The organism is Sulfitobacter sp. LC.270.F.C4, from assembly GCF_032922545.1.
Classification (GTDB): Bacteria; Pseudomonadota; Alphaproteobacteria; order Rhodobacterales; family Rhodobacteraceae; genus Sulfitobacter; species Sulfitobacter profundi.
On record NZ_CP136692.1, the window covers coordinates 1,598,039 to 1,611,799 of the forward strand.

The 13,761-nt window shown below is 60.2% G+C and carries 14 protein-coding genes; all 14 read left to right on the top strand.

Annotated features, from left to right (window positions below):
• The first annotated feature begins 2 nt into the window (after window positions 1-2).
• The 14 genes from nuoF to R1T45_RS11735 all read left to right on the top strand — a co-directional run bounded on the left by nuoF (window position 3) and on the right by R1T45_RS11735 (window position 13,739).
• On the top strand, window positions 3-1,298 hold the full coding sequence (gene nuoF / locus R1T45_RS11670; protein ID WP_067630653.1) for an NADH-quinone oxidoreductase subunit NuoF: 1,296 nt from the start codon (window positions 3-5) through the stop codon (window positions 1,296-1,298).
• 139 nt (window positions 1,299-1,437) lie between these two features.
• Window positions 1,438-1,764, top strand: coding sequence for a hypothetical protein (locus R1T45_RS11675; RefSeq protein WP_120351323.1), 327 nt, complete (start codon window positions 1,438-1,440; stop codon window positions 1,762-1,764).
• Window positions 1,765-1,884: 120 nt separating this feature from the next.
• A complete protein-coding gene (locus tag R1T45_RS11680; protein WP_067630648.1) occupies window positions 1,885-2,295 on the top strand; it encodes a DUF5333 domain-containing protein in 411 nt (136 codons plus the stop codon).
• 4 nt (window positions 2,296-2,299) lie between these two features.
• On the top strand, window positions 2,300-4,315 hold the full coding sequence (gene nuoG, locus R1T45_RS11685) for an NADH-quinone oxidoreductase subunit NuoG (RefSeq protein ID WP_317390900.1): 2,016 nt from the start codon (window positions 2,300-2,302) through the stop codon (window positions 4,313-4,315).
• Window positions 4,316-4,323: 8 nt separating this feature from the next.
• Entirely contained in the window at window positions 4,324-4,695 is a 372-nt protein-coding gene (locus tag R1T45_RS11690; protein ID WP_007119502.1) for a hypothetical protein, read from the top strand.
• Between the two features lie 6 nt (window positions 4,696-4,701).
• Complete coding sequence (nuoH, locus tag R1T45_RS11695; RefSeq protein WP_067630643.1) at window positions 4,702-5,742, top strand: NADH-quinone oxidoreductase subunit NuoH; 1,041 nt, start codon at window positions 4,702-4,704, stop codon at window positions 5,740-5,742.
• A 1-nt stretch (window position 5,743) separates the two neighbouring features.
• Complete coding sequence (gene nuoI, locus R1T45_RS11700) at window positions 5,744-6,238, top strand: NADH-quinone oxidoreductase subunit NuoI (RefSeq protein WP_067630640.1); 495 nt, start codon at window positions 5,744-5,746, stop codon at window positions 6,236-6,238.
• Entirely contained in the window at window positions 6,235-6,651 is a 417-nt protein-coding gene (locus R1T45_RS11705) for a carboxymuconolactone decarboxylase family protein (RefSeq protein WP_093926559.1), read from the top strand. Before nuoI ends, R1T45_RS11705 begins: the two co-directional genes overlap by 4 nt.
• On the top strand, window positions 6,648-7,250 hold the full coding sequence (locus R1T45_RS11710; RefSeq protein ID WP_067630634.1) for an NADH-quinone oxidoreductase subunit J: 603 nt from the start codon (window positions 6,648-6,650) through the stop codon (window positions 7,248-7,250). The genes R1T45_RS11705 and R1T45_RS11710 overlap by 4 nt, the downstream gene beginning before the upstream one ends.
• 260 nt (window positions 7,251-7,510) lie before the next feature.
• A complete protein-coding gene (nuoK, locus tag R1T45_RS11715; RefSeq protein ID WP_007119508.1) occupies window positions 7,511-7,816 on the top strand; it encodes an NADH-quinone oxidoreductase subunit NuoK in 306 nt (101 codons plus the stop codon).
• 4 nt (window positions 7,817-7,820) lie between these two features.
• Window positions 7,821-9,953 carry an NADH-quinone oxidoreductase subunit L gene (gene nuoL / locus R1T45_RS11720; RefSeq protein ID WP_132444517.1) on the top strand — a complete coding sequence of 711 codons (2,133 nt, stop codon included), beginning with the start codon at window positions 7,821-7,823 and terminating at the stop codon, window positions 9,951-9,953.
• Window positions 9,953-11,515: an NADH-quinone oxidoreductase subunit M gene (locus tag R1T45_RS11725; RefSeq protein ID WP_132444518.1), complete on the top strand. Its 1,563-nt coding sequence runs from the start codon at window positions 9,953-9,955 to the stop codon at window positions 11,513-11,515. The genes nuoL and R1T45_RS11725 overlap by 1 nt, the downstream gene beginning before the upstream one ends.
• Before the next feature lie 14 nt (window positions 11,516-11,529).
• Window positions 11,530-12,975, top strand: coding sequence for an NADH-quinone oxidoreductase subunit NuoN (gene nuoN, locus R1T45_RS11730; RefSeq protein ID WP_132444519.1), 1,446 nt, complete (start codon window positions 11,530-11,532; stop codon window positions 12,973-12,975).
• Between the two features lie 32 nt (window positions 12,976-13,007).
• Window positions 13,008-13,739 (top strand): biotin--[acetyl-CoA-carboxylase] ligase, encoded by a 732-nt coding sequence (locus tag R1T45_RS11735; protein WP_317390901.1) that lies wholly within the window; start codon window positions 13,008-13,010, stop codon window positions 13,737-13,739.
• The last annotated feature ends 22 nt before the right edge of the window (window positions 13,740-13,761 follow it).

The following is a 13,761-nucleotide window of genomic DNA, read 5'->3' on the forward strand; positions in this document are numbered from 1 at the left end:
TCATGCTTCAGGACAAAGACCGCATTTTTACCAATATCTACGGCATGCATGACCGCACCCTAAAAGGCGCGCAGTCGCGCGGCCATTGGGATGGCACTGCCGGAATCATCCAGAAAGGCCGCGATTGGATCGTGGACCAGATGAAAGCCTCTGGCCTGCGGGGCCGGGGCGGGGCGGGCTTCCCAACGGGGCTGAAATGGTCCTTCATGCCCAAGGAAAGCGATGGCCGCCCGTCCTATCTGGTGGTCAATGCCGACGAATCCGAGCCGGGCACCTGCAAAGACCGCGAGATCATGCGGCACGACCCGCATACGCTGATCGAAGGCTGCCTGATCGCCTCTTTCGCGATGAATGCCCACGCCTGCTATATCTACCTGCGCGGCGAATATATCCGCGAGCGAGAAGCGTTGCAGACTGCGATTGATGAAGCCTATGAGGCTGGTCTGGTGGGCAAGAACGCCTCCAAATCCGGCTGGGACTTCGATATCTATCTGCACCACGGTGCGGGTGCCTATATCTGCGGCGAAGAAACAGCTCTTCTGGAAAGCCTCGAAGGCAAGAAGGGCATGCCGCGCATGAAGCCGCCGTTCCCGGCGGGCGCGGGGCTTTACGGCTGCCCGACCACCGTGAACAACGTCGAATCCATCGCTGTGGTGCCGACCATCCTGCGCCGTGGGCCGGAGTGGTTCGCGGGCTTTGGCCGAGCCAACAACGCGGGCACCAAGCTCTTTGCAATCTCGGGCCACGTCAATAACCCTTGCGTTGTTGAAGAGGCGATGAGCATCGGTTTTGAAGAGCTGATCGAAAAACATTGCGGTGGCATTCGCGGCGGTTGGGACAACCTCAAGGCCGTTATCCCCGGCGGCTCTTCGGTGCCGCTGATCCCCGGCAAAGACATGCGCGACGCGATCATGGATTTTGACTATCTGCGCGAACAACGCTCCGGCCTCGGCACGGCGGCGGTGATCGTGATGGACAACTCGACCGACGTGATCAAAGCGATCTGGCGTTTGTCGAAGTTCTACAAACACGAAAGCTGCGGCCAGTGCACGCCCTGCCGCGAAGGCACCGGCTGGATGATGCGCGTGATGGACCGTCTGGTTTCCGGCGATGCGGAACCCGAAGAGATCGACATGCTGCTCGACGTGACCAAACAGGTCGAAGGCCACACGATCTGCGCGCTTGGCGATGCGGCGGCTTGGCCGATCCAAGGTCTGATCCGCCACTTCCGGGATGAGATCGAAGATCGGATCAAACACAAGCGCACGGGCCGTGTCAGCGCGGTCGCGGCAGAGTGAAACCCTGCGCGGCGGCAGGCCCCATGGCTTGACGCTTGGCGCAGGAGCGGCGATAGCGGGCGCGTGTCAGGCGCGCCCGTCCACAATAGGCGCGGGGGCGGTCGGCAAAGCCGGGCCCATGGCGCAGCGGAGTAGGTCTATGAAATATGCTTTGACGGTTTTGACGGTCAGCGCCCTGCTGGCAGGCTGTGCCAATGATGGCGAGCGTGTTGCCTTTGACGGGCAGTATTTCAGCACTAAGCTGCGCAAGGTGGATGGCCAGCGCGACGTATTTCAGGTGACGGTCAAGGATGCAGGAAAATCCATCGACGGCGCCCGCGCAGCGGCGCGCTATGAGGCGGTGAAATACTGCGTCGGCAACTACGGCAGTTCAGACATCGACTGGACCATAGGCCCCGATGCGCCGACGGGCACGCTGCGGCTTGATGGCGGCGCGCTGACGTTTCAGGGGCGCTGCCCCCAGTGATCGCATCGGCGACATATCGCGGGGCTGCGGCCCAAAGGGGCGGTGATATTGAATATCATAGCCCCCAATCTCCATCTGTCAGACGGGCCGTTCCGGCCCGCTGCATGAAGGAGAATTGATATGCGCACCCTGATGATCGCCGTGATGGGCCTGAGCCTGACCGCCGCCACCGTGACACCGGCAGCCGCCAAACCGCCGCTGCGCGAAGTGGCCGCGATTGACGACGCGCTTTTGGACATGGGCGTGGCCGACATCATCCGGAAAAACTGCCCCGACATCAGCGCGCGGATGCTGCGCGCGGTCAAGATGGCATGGGACTTGAAGGGCAAGGCAGGCGATCTGGGCTACTCCGACGCCGAGATCGACGCCTATATTGATAGTGACGCTGAAAAAGCGCGCATGAGAGCGCGGGGCGCCGCGTTTTTCAAGGCCAAGGGGGTCGATACTTCGGACCCGCAAAGCTATTGTGCGCTTGGACGCGAAGAGATTCAAAAATCGAGCCGGATCGGTTCGTTACTGAAGGCAAAGTGAGCTTATGAGCGATATCCGCAAGATCATCATTGACGGTAAGGAAGTCGAAGTCGAAGGGGCGATGACGCTCATTCAGGCCTGCGAGCAGGTTGGCATCGAGGTGCCGCGCTTCTGTTACCACGAGCGTCTGTCGATCGCCGGTAACTGCCGGATGTGTCTTGTGGAAGTCGTCGGCGGGCCGCCCAAGCCCGCCGCCTCCTGCGCCATGCAGGTGCGCGACCTGCGCCCCGGTCCCGAGGGCCAGCCGCCCGTCGTGAAAACCAACTCGCCCATGGTCAAAAAGGCCCGCGAAGGGGTGATGGAGTTCCTTCTCATCAACCACCCGCTGGATTGCCCGATCTGCGATCAGGGCGGCGAATGCGATCTTCAGGATCAGGCGATGGCCTACGGCGTCGATTTCTCGCGCTACCGCGAGCCGAAGCGGGCGACCGAAGACCTCGATCTCGGCCCGCTGGTCGAGACCCATATGACCCGCTGCATCTCCTGCACCCGCTGCGTGCGCTTCACCACCGAAGTCGCAGGCCAGCACGTCATGGGCCAGACGGGCCGGGGCGAGGATGCAGAGATCACGACCTATCTCGGCTCGTTGATCGACAGCAACCTGTCGGGCAATATCATTGACCTGTGCCCCGTCGGCGCGCTGGTCAGCAAGCCCTACGCCTTTACTGCCCGCCCGTGGGAATTGAGCAAGACCGAGAGCATCGATGTGATGGATGCGCTTGGCTCTAACATCCGCGTGGATACCAAGGGCCGCGAAGTCATGCGCTTTTTGCCGCGCAACCATGACGGTGTGAACGAAGAGTGGATTTCCGACAAGACGCGCTTTGTTTGGGACGGCCTGCGCCGTCAGCGTTTGGACACACCTTACATCCGCGAGAATGGCAAGCTGCGCAAAGCCAGTTGGCCCGAGGCGCTGAATGCCGCAGCCGCTGCGATGAAAGGCAAGAAGCTTGCCGGTCTCGTCGGTGATCTGTCATCGGTCGAAGCCGCCTTTGCGCTGAAAGAACTGATCGAAGGGCAGGGCGGTGTCGTCGAATGCCGCACCGATGGGGCGAAGCTGCCTGCGGACAACCGTTTCGGCTATGTCGGCAACGCGCGGATCGAAGACCTTGATAGCGCCAAGATGATCCAACTGATCGGCTGTAACCCAGCGGTTGAAGCGCCGGTGCTTAACGCGCGCATCCGCAAAGCGTGGAGCAATGGGGCAGAGGTTGGCCTGATCGGAGAAGCTGCTGATCTGACCTACCCGCATCACCATCTGGGCAATGACCGCGCGACCCTCGACAAGCTGATGGGCAGTGATTTCGACGAAGTGCTAGAGCAGCCTTCGGTGATCGTTGTCGGCCAAGGCGCGCTGCGCGAAGCCGATGGCGAAGCCGTGCTGGCGAAGGCGATGGAACTGGCCGAAAAGACCAAGAGCAAGCTGATGATCCTGCACACCGCCGCCGCGCGTGTGGGGGCGATGGATATTGGTGCCACAGCCGAAAACGGCATGGACGACGTGAACGCGGCAGAGGTGATCTATAACCTCGGCGCGGATGAGGTCGAAATCGGTGCTGGGCCCTTCGTGATCTATCAAGGCAGCCATGGCGATCGCGGCGCGCACCGTGCCGACATCATCCTGCCGGGTGCCGCCTATACCGAAGAGCCGGGTCTGTTCGTCAACACCGAAGGCCGTCCGCAATTGGCGCAGCGTGCCGGGTTTGCGCCGGGTCAGGCCAAAGAAAACTGGGCGATTCTCCGGGCGCTCTCGGCTGAGTTGGGCGCGCAGTTGGGCTATGATTCCATCGCGCAGCTGCGCCGCAAGCTGACCGAGGCCGTACCGCATCTGGCGAATGTCGATGAGGTGCCGGAAAACGAGTGGGCCGCGCTGCCTGCCGGTAAGCTGGGCGATGCCTCTTTCGCGCCGACGGTGCGCGACTTCTATCTCTCCAACCCGATCGCGCGGGCCAGCCAGTTGATGGCGGAACTTTCGGCTCTGGCCGCCGCGCGCCGGGCCGAGCCGATGGCGGCGGAGTGAGAGCCATGATGCTGGCCCCCTTGATGCTGCTGGCCGCCTGCGAACCGCAGGTGCCGGTGGCCGAGGATTTCATCCCCGACTACAAGGGGGTGGAGACCCAGCTTTTGGATGGCGATTTGGTGCAGTTCAACGTGGCGATGACCAAGGCGTTATCGAACCAAGACGTGTCGGATTACGCCGAATGTGCTGCAGCGCAGTACACGTTGATCCGGGGCTACGGTTTTGCACGTCATGTGCGGACAAATGTCACCGAAGAGGGTGGCATATGGCGGGCAGATGCTGTTTACACAATCTCGCCGAGCCTGCCGAAAGGCTTGAAGACAATTGATGCCGAAGTGACCGCGTTTCAATGCGCGGAACGCGGCATTCCGACGGTGTGAGGACTTATGGCTGATTTCTTTTACAACACCGGGCTGGGCATTGCCCTGCTGACGGTTGGGCAGGTTTTGCTGCTGGTTGTACCGCTTTTGCTGGCGCTGGCCTTCCTCATGTATGCCGACCGCAAGATCTGGGCCGCCGTGATGATGCGCCGCGGCCCCAACGTCGTGGGCGTCTTCGGCCTGCTGCAGAGTTTTGCCGACTTTCTTAAATATATCGTTAAAGAAGTGGTGGTCCCGGCGGGCGCTGACAAGGGGGTCTTCTTCCTTGCGCCGATGATTTCCTTTGTCATGGCGATGATCGCTTGGGCGGTGATCCCTTTTAACGAAGGCTGGATCCTGTCGGACATCAACGTGGCCATCCTCTATGTCTTCGCCGTCTCCTCGCTTGAGGTTTACGGCGTGATCATGGGCGGTTGGGCGTCGAACTCGAAATACCCCTTCCTTGGTTCACTGCGCTCTGCCGCGCAGATGATTTCTTACGAAGTGTCGATCGGCCTGATCATCATCGGCGTGATCCTCTCGACCGGTTCGATGAACTTCACGTCCATCGTGGCGGCGCAGGACGGCGACTGGGGTCTGTTCAACTGGTACTTCCTGCCGCACTTCCCGATGTTGATCTTGTTCTTCATCTCGGCGCTGGCGGAAACCAACCGCCCGCCGTTCGATCTGCCGGAAGCGGAATCGGAACTGGTGGCGGGCTATCAGGTGGAATATTCCTCCACGCCCTTCCTGCTCTTTATGATCGGCGAATTGGTGGCCGTGGTGCTGATGTGCGCGCTGGTATCGCTGATGTTCTTCGGTGGCTGGTTGTCTCCGGTGCCGTTCCTGCCCGATGGCTTCTTCTGGATGTTCATCAAGATGCTGATGGTCTTCTTCATGTTCGCCATGGTGAAGGCAATTACGCCGCGGTACCGCTATGACCAGCTGATGCGGCTGGGTTGGAAAGTCTTCCTGCCGTTCTCGCTGTTCTGGGTGGTCTTCGTGGCATTCGCTGCAAAATTCGATTGGTTCTGGGGCATCTACGCCCGCTGGACCGTAGGGGGCTGATATGGCGACGACTGACTACACCCGCGCCGCGAAGTATTTCCTGCTGGCAGACTACGCCAAGGCGTTCATGCTGGGGATGCGCTATTTCTTTGCGCCGAAAACGACGCTGAACTACCCGCATGAAAAGGGGCCTCTGTCGCCCCGTTTCCGCGGCGAACACGCGCTGCGCCGTTATCCCAATGGCGAAGAGCGTTGCATCGCGTGCAAACTCTGCGAGGCGATCTGCCCCGCACAGGCGATCACCATCGACGCCGAAGCCCGCGAGGACGGCAGCCGCCGCACCACGCGCTATGACATCGACATGACCAAATGCATCTACTGCGGTTTCTGCCAAGAAGCCTGCCCGGTGGACGCGATTGTCGAAGGGCCGAACTTCGAATTCTCGACCGAGACCCGCGAAGAGCTGTATTACGACAAGGCGAAACTGCTGGACAACGGCGAACGCTGGGAAGCCGAAATTGCCCGCAACCTCGAAATGGACGCACCATACCGATGAGTGATCCCAAGAACCCTTTTGATGCGATGATGAAGCAGGCGCAGGAAATGGCGAAAGCCTTTCCAGCGATGGATGCTTTTTCGCCCAAAGGGTTCGAGGCGATGATGGGCACCATGCCGAAGGAAATGATGGATTTCTGGTTCGGCGACACGGTGAATAAGGGCGGGCTGGACGCGCGGACGCGGCTGCTTCTGACGCTTGCGGGGCTGACCATGCAAGGCGCGCAGAATGATATGGCCCTCCGACAAACCGTGCGCCACGCGCGCGAGGCCGGGGCCACCAAACAACATATCGTCGAGACGATCAGCCAGATGTCTGTCTTTGCCGGGCTGCCGGCGATGACCCGGGCGTTGGAACTGGCGCAATCGGTCTTAGACGAAGAAAAAGATACCAAGAAGGAAGACGGCGCATGACGGTCTTTTCATTTTACCTCTTCGCGATCAGCGTCATCACCGGTGGGCTGTTCACCGTGATCAGCCGCAACCCGGTGCATTCGGTGCTTTGGTTGATCCTGTCCTTCCTCTCGGCGGCGGGGCTTTTCGTCCTGCTCGGCGCGGAGTTCGTGGCGATGCTGCTGGTCATCGTCTACGTGGGCGCGGTGGCGGTGCTCTTCCTTTTCGTCGTGATGATGCTCGACGTGGATTTTGCTGAGCTTAAGGCCGAAATGGCGCGCTATATGCCGCTGGCGCTGCTGATTGCCTTGGTGATCCTGATGCAGTTTGTCATGGCCTTTGGCGCTTGGGAGCAGAGCGCTGCGGCAGAGAGCCTGCGCGCCAATGCGATTGATCCGGCGCGTTTCAATACCGAAGCGCTTGGTCTGCTGCTTTACGATCGCTACTTCCTGCTCTTCCAGCTGGCGGGTCTGATCCTGCTGGTCGCGATGATCGGGGCGATCGTGCTGACACTGCGTCACCGTAAGGACGTGAAACGCCAAGACGTGGTGGCGCAGATGATGCGCGACCCGGCCAAGGCGATGGAACTGCGCGACGTGAAGTCTGGGCAGGGCCTGTAAACACCGGAATTTTTTAAAAATTCCGTAGCCGTTTTCTTTGAATGAAAACGACTGAATCAAAGAGAAAAGGGACGTCGAAATGTCGAGAACAACAATCGTGGTACTGGTCGTGGTGTTGATCGTCGTGTTTTTCGGTGGCCGCAGCTTTATCGGCTAAAACCTCGGCAATCCCGGTGGCAGCCGGGGCAAAGTGAGACTAAAAGCCCCATCAAATGGGGCGCGACCAAAGCCCATCAAAGGGCGGGAACGTAAGGGACGACATGATCGGACTTGAGCATTACCTGACAGTGGCGGCGACGCTGTTTGTCATCGGCATCTTCGGGCTATTCCTGAACCGCAAGAACGTGATCATCTTGCTGATGAGTATCGAATTGATGCTGCTCGCGGTGAACATCAACCTCGTTGCCTTCTCCAGTTTCCTTGGTGATTTGACGGGGCAGGTGTTCACACTCTTCGTGCTCACCGTCGCTGCGGCGGAGGCTGCCATCGGCCTCGCCATTCTGGTCTGTTTCTTCCGCAACCGTGGCTCGATCGCGGTGGAAGATGTCAACGTGATGAAGGGCTGAGGCAATGGAAACCACGATCCTATTCGCCCCGCTTGTGGGTGCCATCCTCTGCGGTTTCGGCTGGAAGATCATCGGTGAGAAGGCCGCCCAGTGGACCGCCACGGGGCTGCTGTTCCTTGCCGCCTTCCTCTCTTGGGTGGTGTTCCTGACGCTGGACGGTCCGACCGAGCAAATCCAGATCCTGCGCTTTATCGAGAGCGGCACGCTGAGCACCGATTGGGCGATCCGCATGGACCGTTTGACCGCGCTGATGCTGATCGTCATCACCACGGTATCGAGCCTCGTTCACCTCTACTCCTTCGGCTACATGGCCCACGATGAGAACTTCCGCGATAACGAGAGCTATCGCCCCCGGTTCTTCGCCTATCTGTCGTTCTTTACCTTCGCGATGTTGATGCTGGTCACAGCCGACAACCTCGTGCAGATGTTCTTTGGTTGGGAGGGCGTCGGTGTCGCCTCCTACCTGCTGATCGGTTTCTACTTCCGCAAGCCGTCGGCCAATGCCGCCGCGATGAAAGCCTTTGTCGTCAACCGGGTGGGGGACTTTGCTTTCCTGCTGGGCATCTTCGGCCTCTATATGCTGACGGACTCGATCCGCTTTGATGATATCTTTGCCGCGGCACCCGATCTGGCCGAGCAGACGGTGACTTTCCTGTGGAACGATTGGAATGCGGCAAACCTGATCGCCTTCCTGCTCTTCCTCGGGGCGATGGGTAAATCGGCGCAACTGTTCCTGCACACATGGCTTCCCGACGCGATGGAAGGCCCGACCCCGGTGTCGGCGCTGATCCACGCGGCGACCATGGTGACCGCGGGTGTTTTCCTTGTCTGCCGCATGTCGCCGGTGATGGAATTCGCACCCGAAGCGATGGCCTTTGTCACGGTGATCGGCGCGACGACCGCCTTTGTCGCGGCGACCATCGGCCTTGTGCAAACCGACATCAAACGTGTGATTGCCTATTCGACCATGTCGCAGCTTGGCTATATGTTCGTAGCGGCTGGCGTTGGCATGTATTCGGCGGCGATGTTCCACTTGTTCACACACGCTTTCTTTAAGGCGATGCTGTTCTTGGGCGCGGGCTCGGTCATCCACGCGATGCACCATGAGCAGGACATGACCAATTACGGCGGTCTGCGTAAGAAAATCCCCTATACTTTCTGGGCGATGATGATCGGCACATTGGCGATCACCGGTGTTGGCATCCCGCTGACGCATATCGGTTTCGCGGGCTTCCTGTCGAAAGACGCGATCATCGAAAGCGCTTGGGGCGGTGGGTCGATGTATGGTTTCTGGATGCTGGTGATCGCCGCGGCGATGACGAGCTTCTACAGCTGGCGACTGATTTTCCTCACGTTTTTCGGCAAACCGCGTGGCAACAAGCACACGCATGAGCACGCCCACGAGAGCCCGATGGTCATGCTGATCCCGCTTGGCGTTCTGGCGCTCGGCTCGGTCTTTGCTGGGATGGTTTGGTACGGCAGCTTCTTTGGCCATGCAGATCAGGTTGGCAAATTCTACGGCATCCCGATGGCTGAAATGGCCGAAGGCGGCGACGCTCATGTCGAGGGGGCCGAGGATGACCACGGTGCCACTGGCCCGGTCGACGGTGATCATGGAGCCGACGCTTTGGTCGAAGGCCAGCAGGACGCGGGCGCGCATCACGAAGCCTTTGGCGGTGCACCGGGTGAGGGGGCGCTTTACTTTGCGCCCGACAACCACGTGCTGGATGACGCGCACGCCGCCCCGACTTGGGTTAAGGTCTCGCCCTTTATCGCGATGCTGGCCGGTCTGGTCATGGCCCTGTGGTTCTATATCTGGAGCCCGACCGTCCCGGGACGTTTGGCGGCAAACCAACGCCCGCTTTACCTGTTCCTGAAAAACAAATGGTACTTTGATGAGGTTTACGACGTGATTTTCGTGCGTCCCGCCAAAACGATCGGCCGGTTCCTGTGGAAACGCGGCGATGGCACTGTGATTGACGGCACGCTCAATGGCGTCGCCATGGGGATCATCCCCTTCTTCACCCGCCTCGCGGGTAAGGCACAGACGGGCTATATCTTCACCTATGCCTTCGCCATGGTGATCGGCATCGCCGTTCTGGTGACATGGATGACGATGAGCGGAGGAGCGAACTGATGGATACGCATCTGCTTTCAATCATCACATTCATTCCGGCCTTCGCTGCACTGATCCTCGCGGTCTTCTTGCGGGGCGACGATGCCGCTGCCGGGCGCAACGCGAAATGGCTGGCCTTCATCACAACGACGGTCACCTTCCTGATCTCGCTTTTTGTGCTCTTTGACTTTGACCCGTCCAACACCGACTTCCAATTCGTGGATGAGGCCGATTGGCTGCTGGGGCTGAAGTATCGCCTTGGCGTTGACGGGATTTCGATCCTCTTCGTGATGCTGACCACCTTCATGATGCCGCTGGTTATCGCGGCAAGCTGGAATGTTGAGCACCGCGTCAAGGAATACATGATCGCCTTCCTGCTCTTGGAAACGCTGATGCTCGGCGTGTTCATGGCGCTGGATCTGGTGCTCTTTTACCTCTTCTTTGAGGCGGGTCTGATCCCGATGTTCCTGATCATCGGCATCTGGGGCGGGAAAGAGCGTATCTACGCGAGCTTCAAGTTCTTCCTCTATACCTTCCTCGGCTCGGTGCTGATGCTGGTGGCGATGGTCGCGATGTTCACTGAGGCGGGCACGACCTGCATCGGCGGCTGCGAGATCAGCCTGCTGACCCACAACTTCGGCTCCGAGAGCTTTGAGCTGCTGGGGATTCAGATCGTCGGCGGCATGCAGACACTGATGTTCCTCGCCTTCTTTGCCAGCTTCGCGGTCAAGATGCCGATGTGGCCAGTGCACACATGGCTGCCCGACGCACACGTTCAGGCCCCGACGGCGGGTTCTGTGGTGCTGGCGGCGATCCTGCTGAAAATGGGCGGCTACGGCTTCCTGCGCTTCAGCTTGCCGATGTTCCCCGTCGGGTCCGAGGTGATGACGCCGCTGATCCTGTGGATGTCGGCCATTGCCATCGTCTATACCTCGCTAGTGGCGCTGGTGCAGCAGGACATGAAAAAGCTGATCGCCTATTCCTCGGTCGCACACATGGGTTTCGTGACCATGGGCATCTTTGCGGCGAACCAGCAGGGGATTGATGGCGCGATTTTCCAGATGATCAGCCACGGCTTCATCTCTGGCGCGCTCTTCCTCAGCGTTGGGGTGATCTATGACCGGATGCACACCCGTGACATTGACGCCTATGGCGGTCTGGTGAACCGGATGCCGGCCTATGCACTGGTCTTTATGTTCTTCACCATGGCGAACGTGGGCCTGCCGGGCACATCCGGTTTCGTGGGGGAATTCCTGACGCTGATGGCGACCTTCCAAGTGAACACTTGGGTGGCGGCAGTGGCGACCACGGGCGTGATCTTTTCGGCGGCCTACGCGCTGTGGCTCTATCGCCGCGTGGTGATGGGCGACCTGATCAAAGAAAGCCTCAAGGCGATCACCGACATGACCGCACGTGAGAAATGGATCATTGCGCCGCTGGTAGCGATGACCCTGATCCTGGGCGTCTATCCGGCGCTGGTGCTGGATATGATCGGGCCGTCGGTGGCTGCTCTCGTTGACAATTACGACATGGCGCTGGAGGCGGCTGACACCGCTGTGCAGACCGCCGATGCCTCGCATTAAGAAGGACTTGGCGCATGATATCCGCTGATCTGAACATCATTCTGCCCGAGATCGTCCTTGCGGGGTTTGCCCTGCTTGGCCTTCTTGGCGCGGTCTATACGTCGAAAGACAAGGCCGCCGGGGTGCTCGTCTGGGTGACCGCGGTGGTGATGGTGCTACTGGCTGCTTGGGTGGCCATGTCCGGCGACGGCACCACCAACATCGCCTTCCACGGCATGTTCATCGACGACAGCTTTGCGCGCTTTGCCAAAGTGGCGATCCTGCTCTCGGCGGCGGCTGTCTTGGTCATGTCCGAAAGCTATATGAAACTGCGCGGGTTGCTGCGGTTTGAATATCCGATGCTGGTGGCCTTGGCTGTTGTCGGCATGATGATGATGGTCAGCGCAGGCGACCTGATGGCGCTCTACATGGGGTTGGAGCTGCAATCGCTAGCGCTCTATGTCGTGGCCTCGCTGCGCCGCGACTCGGTCAAATCCACAGAGGCGGGCCTCAAGTATTTCGTGCTCGGCGCGCTTAGCTCGGGCCTGCTGCTCTATGGTGCGTCGCTCGTTTATGGCTACGCCGGGACCACGCTTTTCGCGGGCATCATCACCACGGCGCAAACCGGCGGCACCTCGCTCGGGCTGCTCTTTGGTCTGGTCTTCCTGATTTCGGGCCTTGCCTTCAAAGTTTCCGCCGTGCCGTTCCACATGTGGACACCGGACGTATACGAAGGTGCGCCCACCCCGATCGCGGCTTTCTTTGCCACAGCGCCAAAAGTCGCCGCCATGGGCCTGTTCGCACGGGTCATGCATGACGCCTTTGGCCAGATCGTCAGCGATTGGAGCCAGATCGTGGCGCTTCTGTCGGTGCTGTCGATGTTCTTCGGCTCTGTCGCCGCGATTGGTCAGACCAACATCAAGCGTCTGATGGCCTTTTCGTCGATTGCCCACATGGGCTATGCGCTGATGGGCTTGGCTGCGGGCACCGCCTTTGGCGTGCAGGCGATGCTGGTCTATATGGCGATCTATGTCACCATGAACCTCGGCACCTTTGCCTTCATCCTGCTGATGCAGAAAGACGGCGCGCCGGTGACCGATATCACCCTGCTCAATATGTATGCTAAGACCAATCCGGGCCGGGCGCTGGCGATGCTGGTGCTGCTGTTCAGCCTGGCGGGCGTGCCGCCGATGCTGGGTTTCTTCGGCAAGTTCTATGTGCTGCGCGCGGCGTATGAGGCCAATATGGCATGGCTCGCCGTGGCGGGCGTGATCGCTAGTGTGATCGGTGCGTACTACTACCTGCGGATCGTCTTTTACATGTACTTCGGCGAAGAGCGCTCTGACACGCTGGATCATCAGAACGGCGGCGTGCTGACCGTGGTGTTGATGGCCTCAGCTGTGATCATGATCGTCGGCATCGCGAATATGTTCGGTGTCGAGGGCATGGCCGCCTCGGCTGCGGCGTCGCTGGTGAACTGAGCGGTGCGGCGGACGATCGGCCGGACCAGCGCATGAGCCACTGGCCGGAAGGCTATGGCCGGCGCGTCTATGACTCGCTCAATTCCACCCTCTCAGAGGCGGCGCGGTTACAGCAAGAGCTGACCGCGCCGACTTGGATTCTCGCACTGGAGCAAACCGCCGCCCGGGGCCGCCGGGGCCGCAGTTGGACCACGCCGCGCGGCAATTTCGCGGCCACACTGATGATGCCGCGCAAAGAGCCGCCCGGCGTCGCCGCGCTGCGGTCCTTCGTGACCTCGCTGGCACTTTACCGCTCTTTCGTCGGGGTGACCGGGCGCGAGGATGCCTTTGCCCTAAAATGGCCGAACGATGTGCTCCTGCGAGGCGGCAAGGTTGCGGGTATCCTGCTCGAAAGTGTGGGCGACCATCTGGCCATCGGCATCGGCGTGAACCTTGCTCATGGGCCCGAGGCGAGCACGCTGGAAGCCCGCGCCCTGCCGGCGGTGACACTGCGTGAGGCGGGGGGCAATGTGAGCGCCGAGGATTTTCTCGACGTGCTTGCGCGGGAATATGCCGGTCTCGAAGAGCAGTTCACGACCTATGGTTTCAGCACAATCCGCAGCGCATGGCTCGCCCATGCCGCGCGGCTCGGAGAGGTCATCACCGCCCGCACCATGCGCGATGAGATCACCGGCGTTTTCGAAGATGTAGACGGCGCAGGCAATCTGATCCTGCGCACCCGCGACGGCGCGGTGCCCATCACCGCAGCGGATGTGTTTTTCTAAAATCTGGGGGAGGGGAGGCACC

Excerpts from the sequence above, each read along its gene's own strand:
- nuoF (WP_067630653.1), top strand. The coding sequence starts at position 3 with ATGCTTCAGGACAAAGACCGCATTTTTACCAATATCTACGGCATGCAT.
- R1T45_RS11675 (WP_120351323.1), top strand. The coding sequence starts at position 1,438 with ATGAAATATGCTTTGACGGTTTTGACGGTCAGCGCCCTGCTGGCAGGC.
- R1T45_RS11680 (WP_067630648.1), top strand. The coding sequence starts at position 1,885 with ATGCGCACCCTGATGATCGCCGTGATGGGCCTGAGCCTGACCGCCGCC.
- nuoG (WP_317390900.1), top strand. The coding sequence starts at position 2,300 with ATGAGCGATATCCGCAAGATCATCATTGACGGTAAGGAAGTCGAAGTC.
- R1T45_RS11690 (WP_007119502.1), top strand. The coding sequence starts at position 4,324 with ATGCTGGCCCCCTTGATGCTGCTGGCCGCCTGCGAACCGCAGGTGCCG.
- nuoH (WP_067630643.1), top strand. The coding sequence starts at position 4,702 with ATGGCTGATTTCTTTTACAACACCGGGCTGGGCATTGCCCTGCTGACG.
- nuoI (WP_067630640.1), top strand. The coding sequence starts at position 5,744 with ATGGCGACGACTGACTACACCCGCGCCGCGAAGTATTTCCTGCTGGCA.
- R1T45_RS11705 (WP_093926559.1), top strand. The coding sequence starts at position 6,235 with ATGAGTGATCCCAAGAACCCTTTTGATGCGATGATGAAGCAGGCGCAG.
- R1T45_RS11710 (WP_067630634.1), top strand. The coding sequence starts at position 6,648 with ATGACGGTCTTTTCATTTTACCTCTTCGCGATCAGCGTCATCACCGGT.
- nuoK (WP_007119508.1), top strand. The coding sequence starts at position 7,511 with ATGATCGGACTTGAGCATTACCTGACAGTGGCGGCGACGCTGTTTGTC.
- nuoL (WP_132444517.1), top strand. The coding sequence starts at position 7,821 with ATGGAAACCACGATCCTATTCGCCCCGCTTGTGGGTGCCATCCTCTGC.
- R1T45_RS11725 (WP_132444518.1), top strand. The coding sequence starts at position 9,953 with ATGGATACGCATCTGCTTTCAATCATCACATTCATTCCGGCCTTCGCT.
- nuoN (WP_132444519.1), top strand. The coding sequence starts at position 11,530 with ATGATATCCGCTGATCTGAACATCATTCTGCCCGAGATCGTCCTTGCG.
- R1T45_RS11735 (WP_317390901.1), top strand. The coding sequence starts at position 13,008 with ATGAGCCACTGGCCGGAAGGCTATGGCCGGCGCGTCTATGACTCGCTC.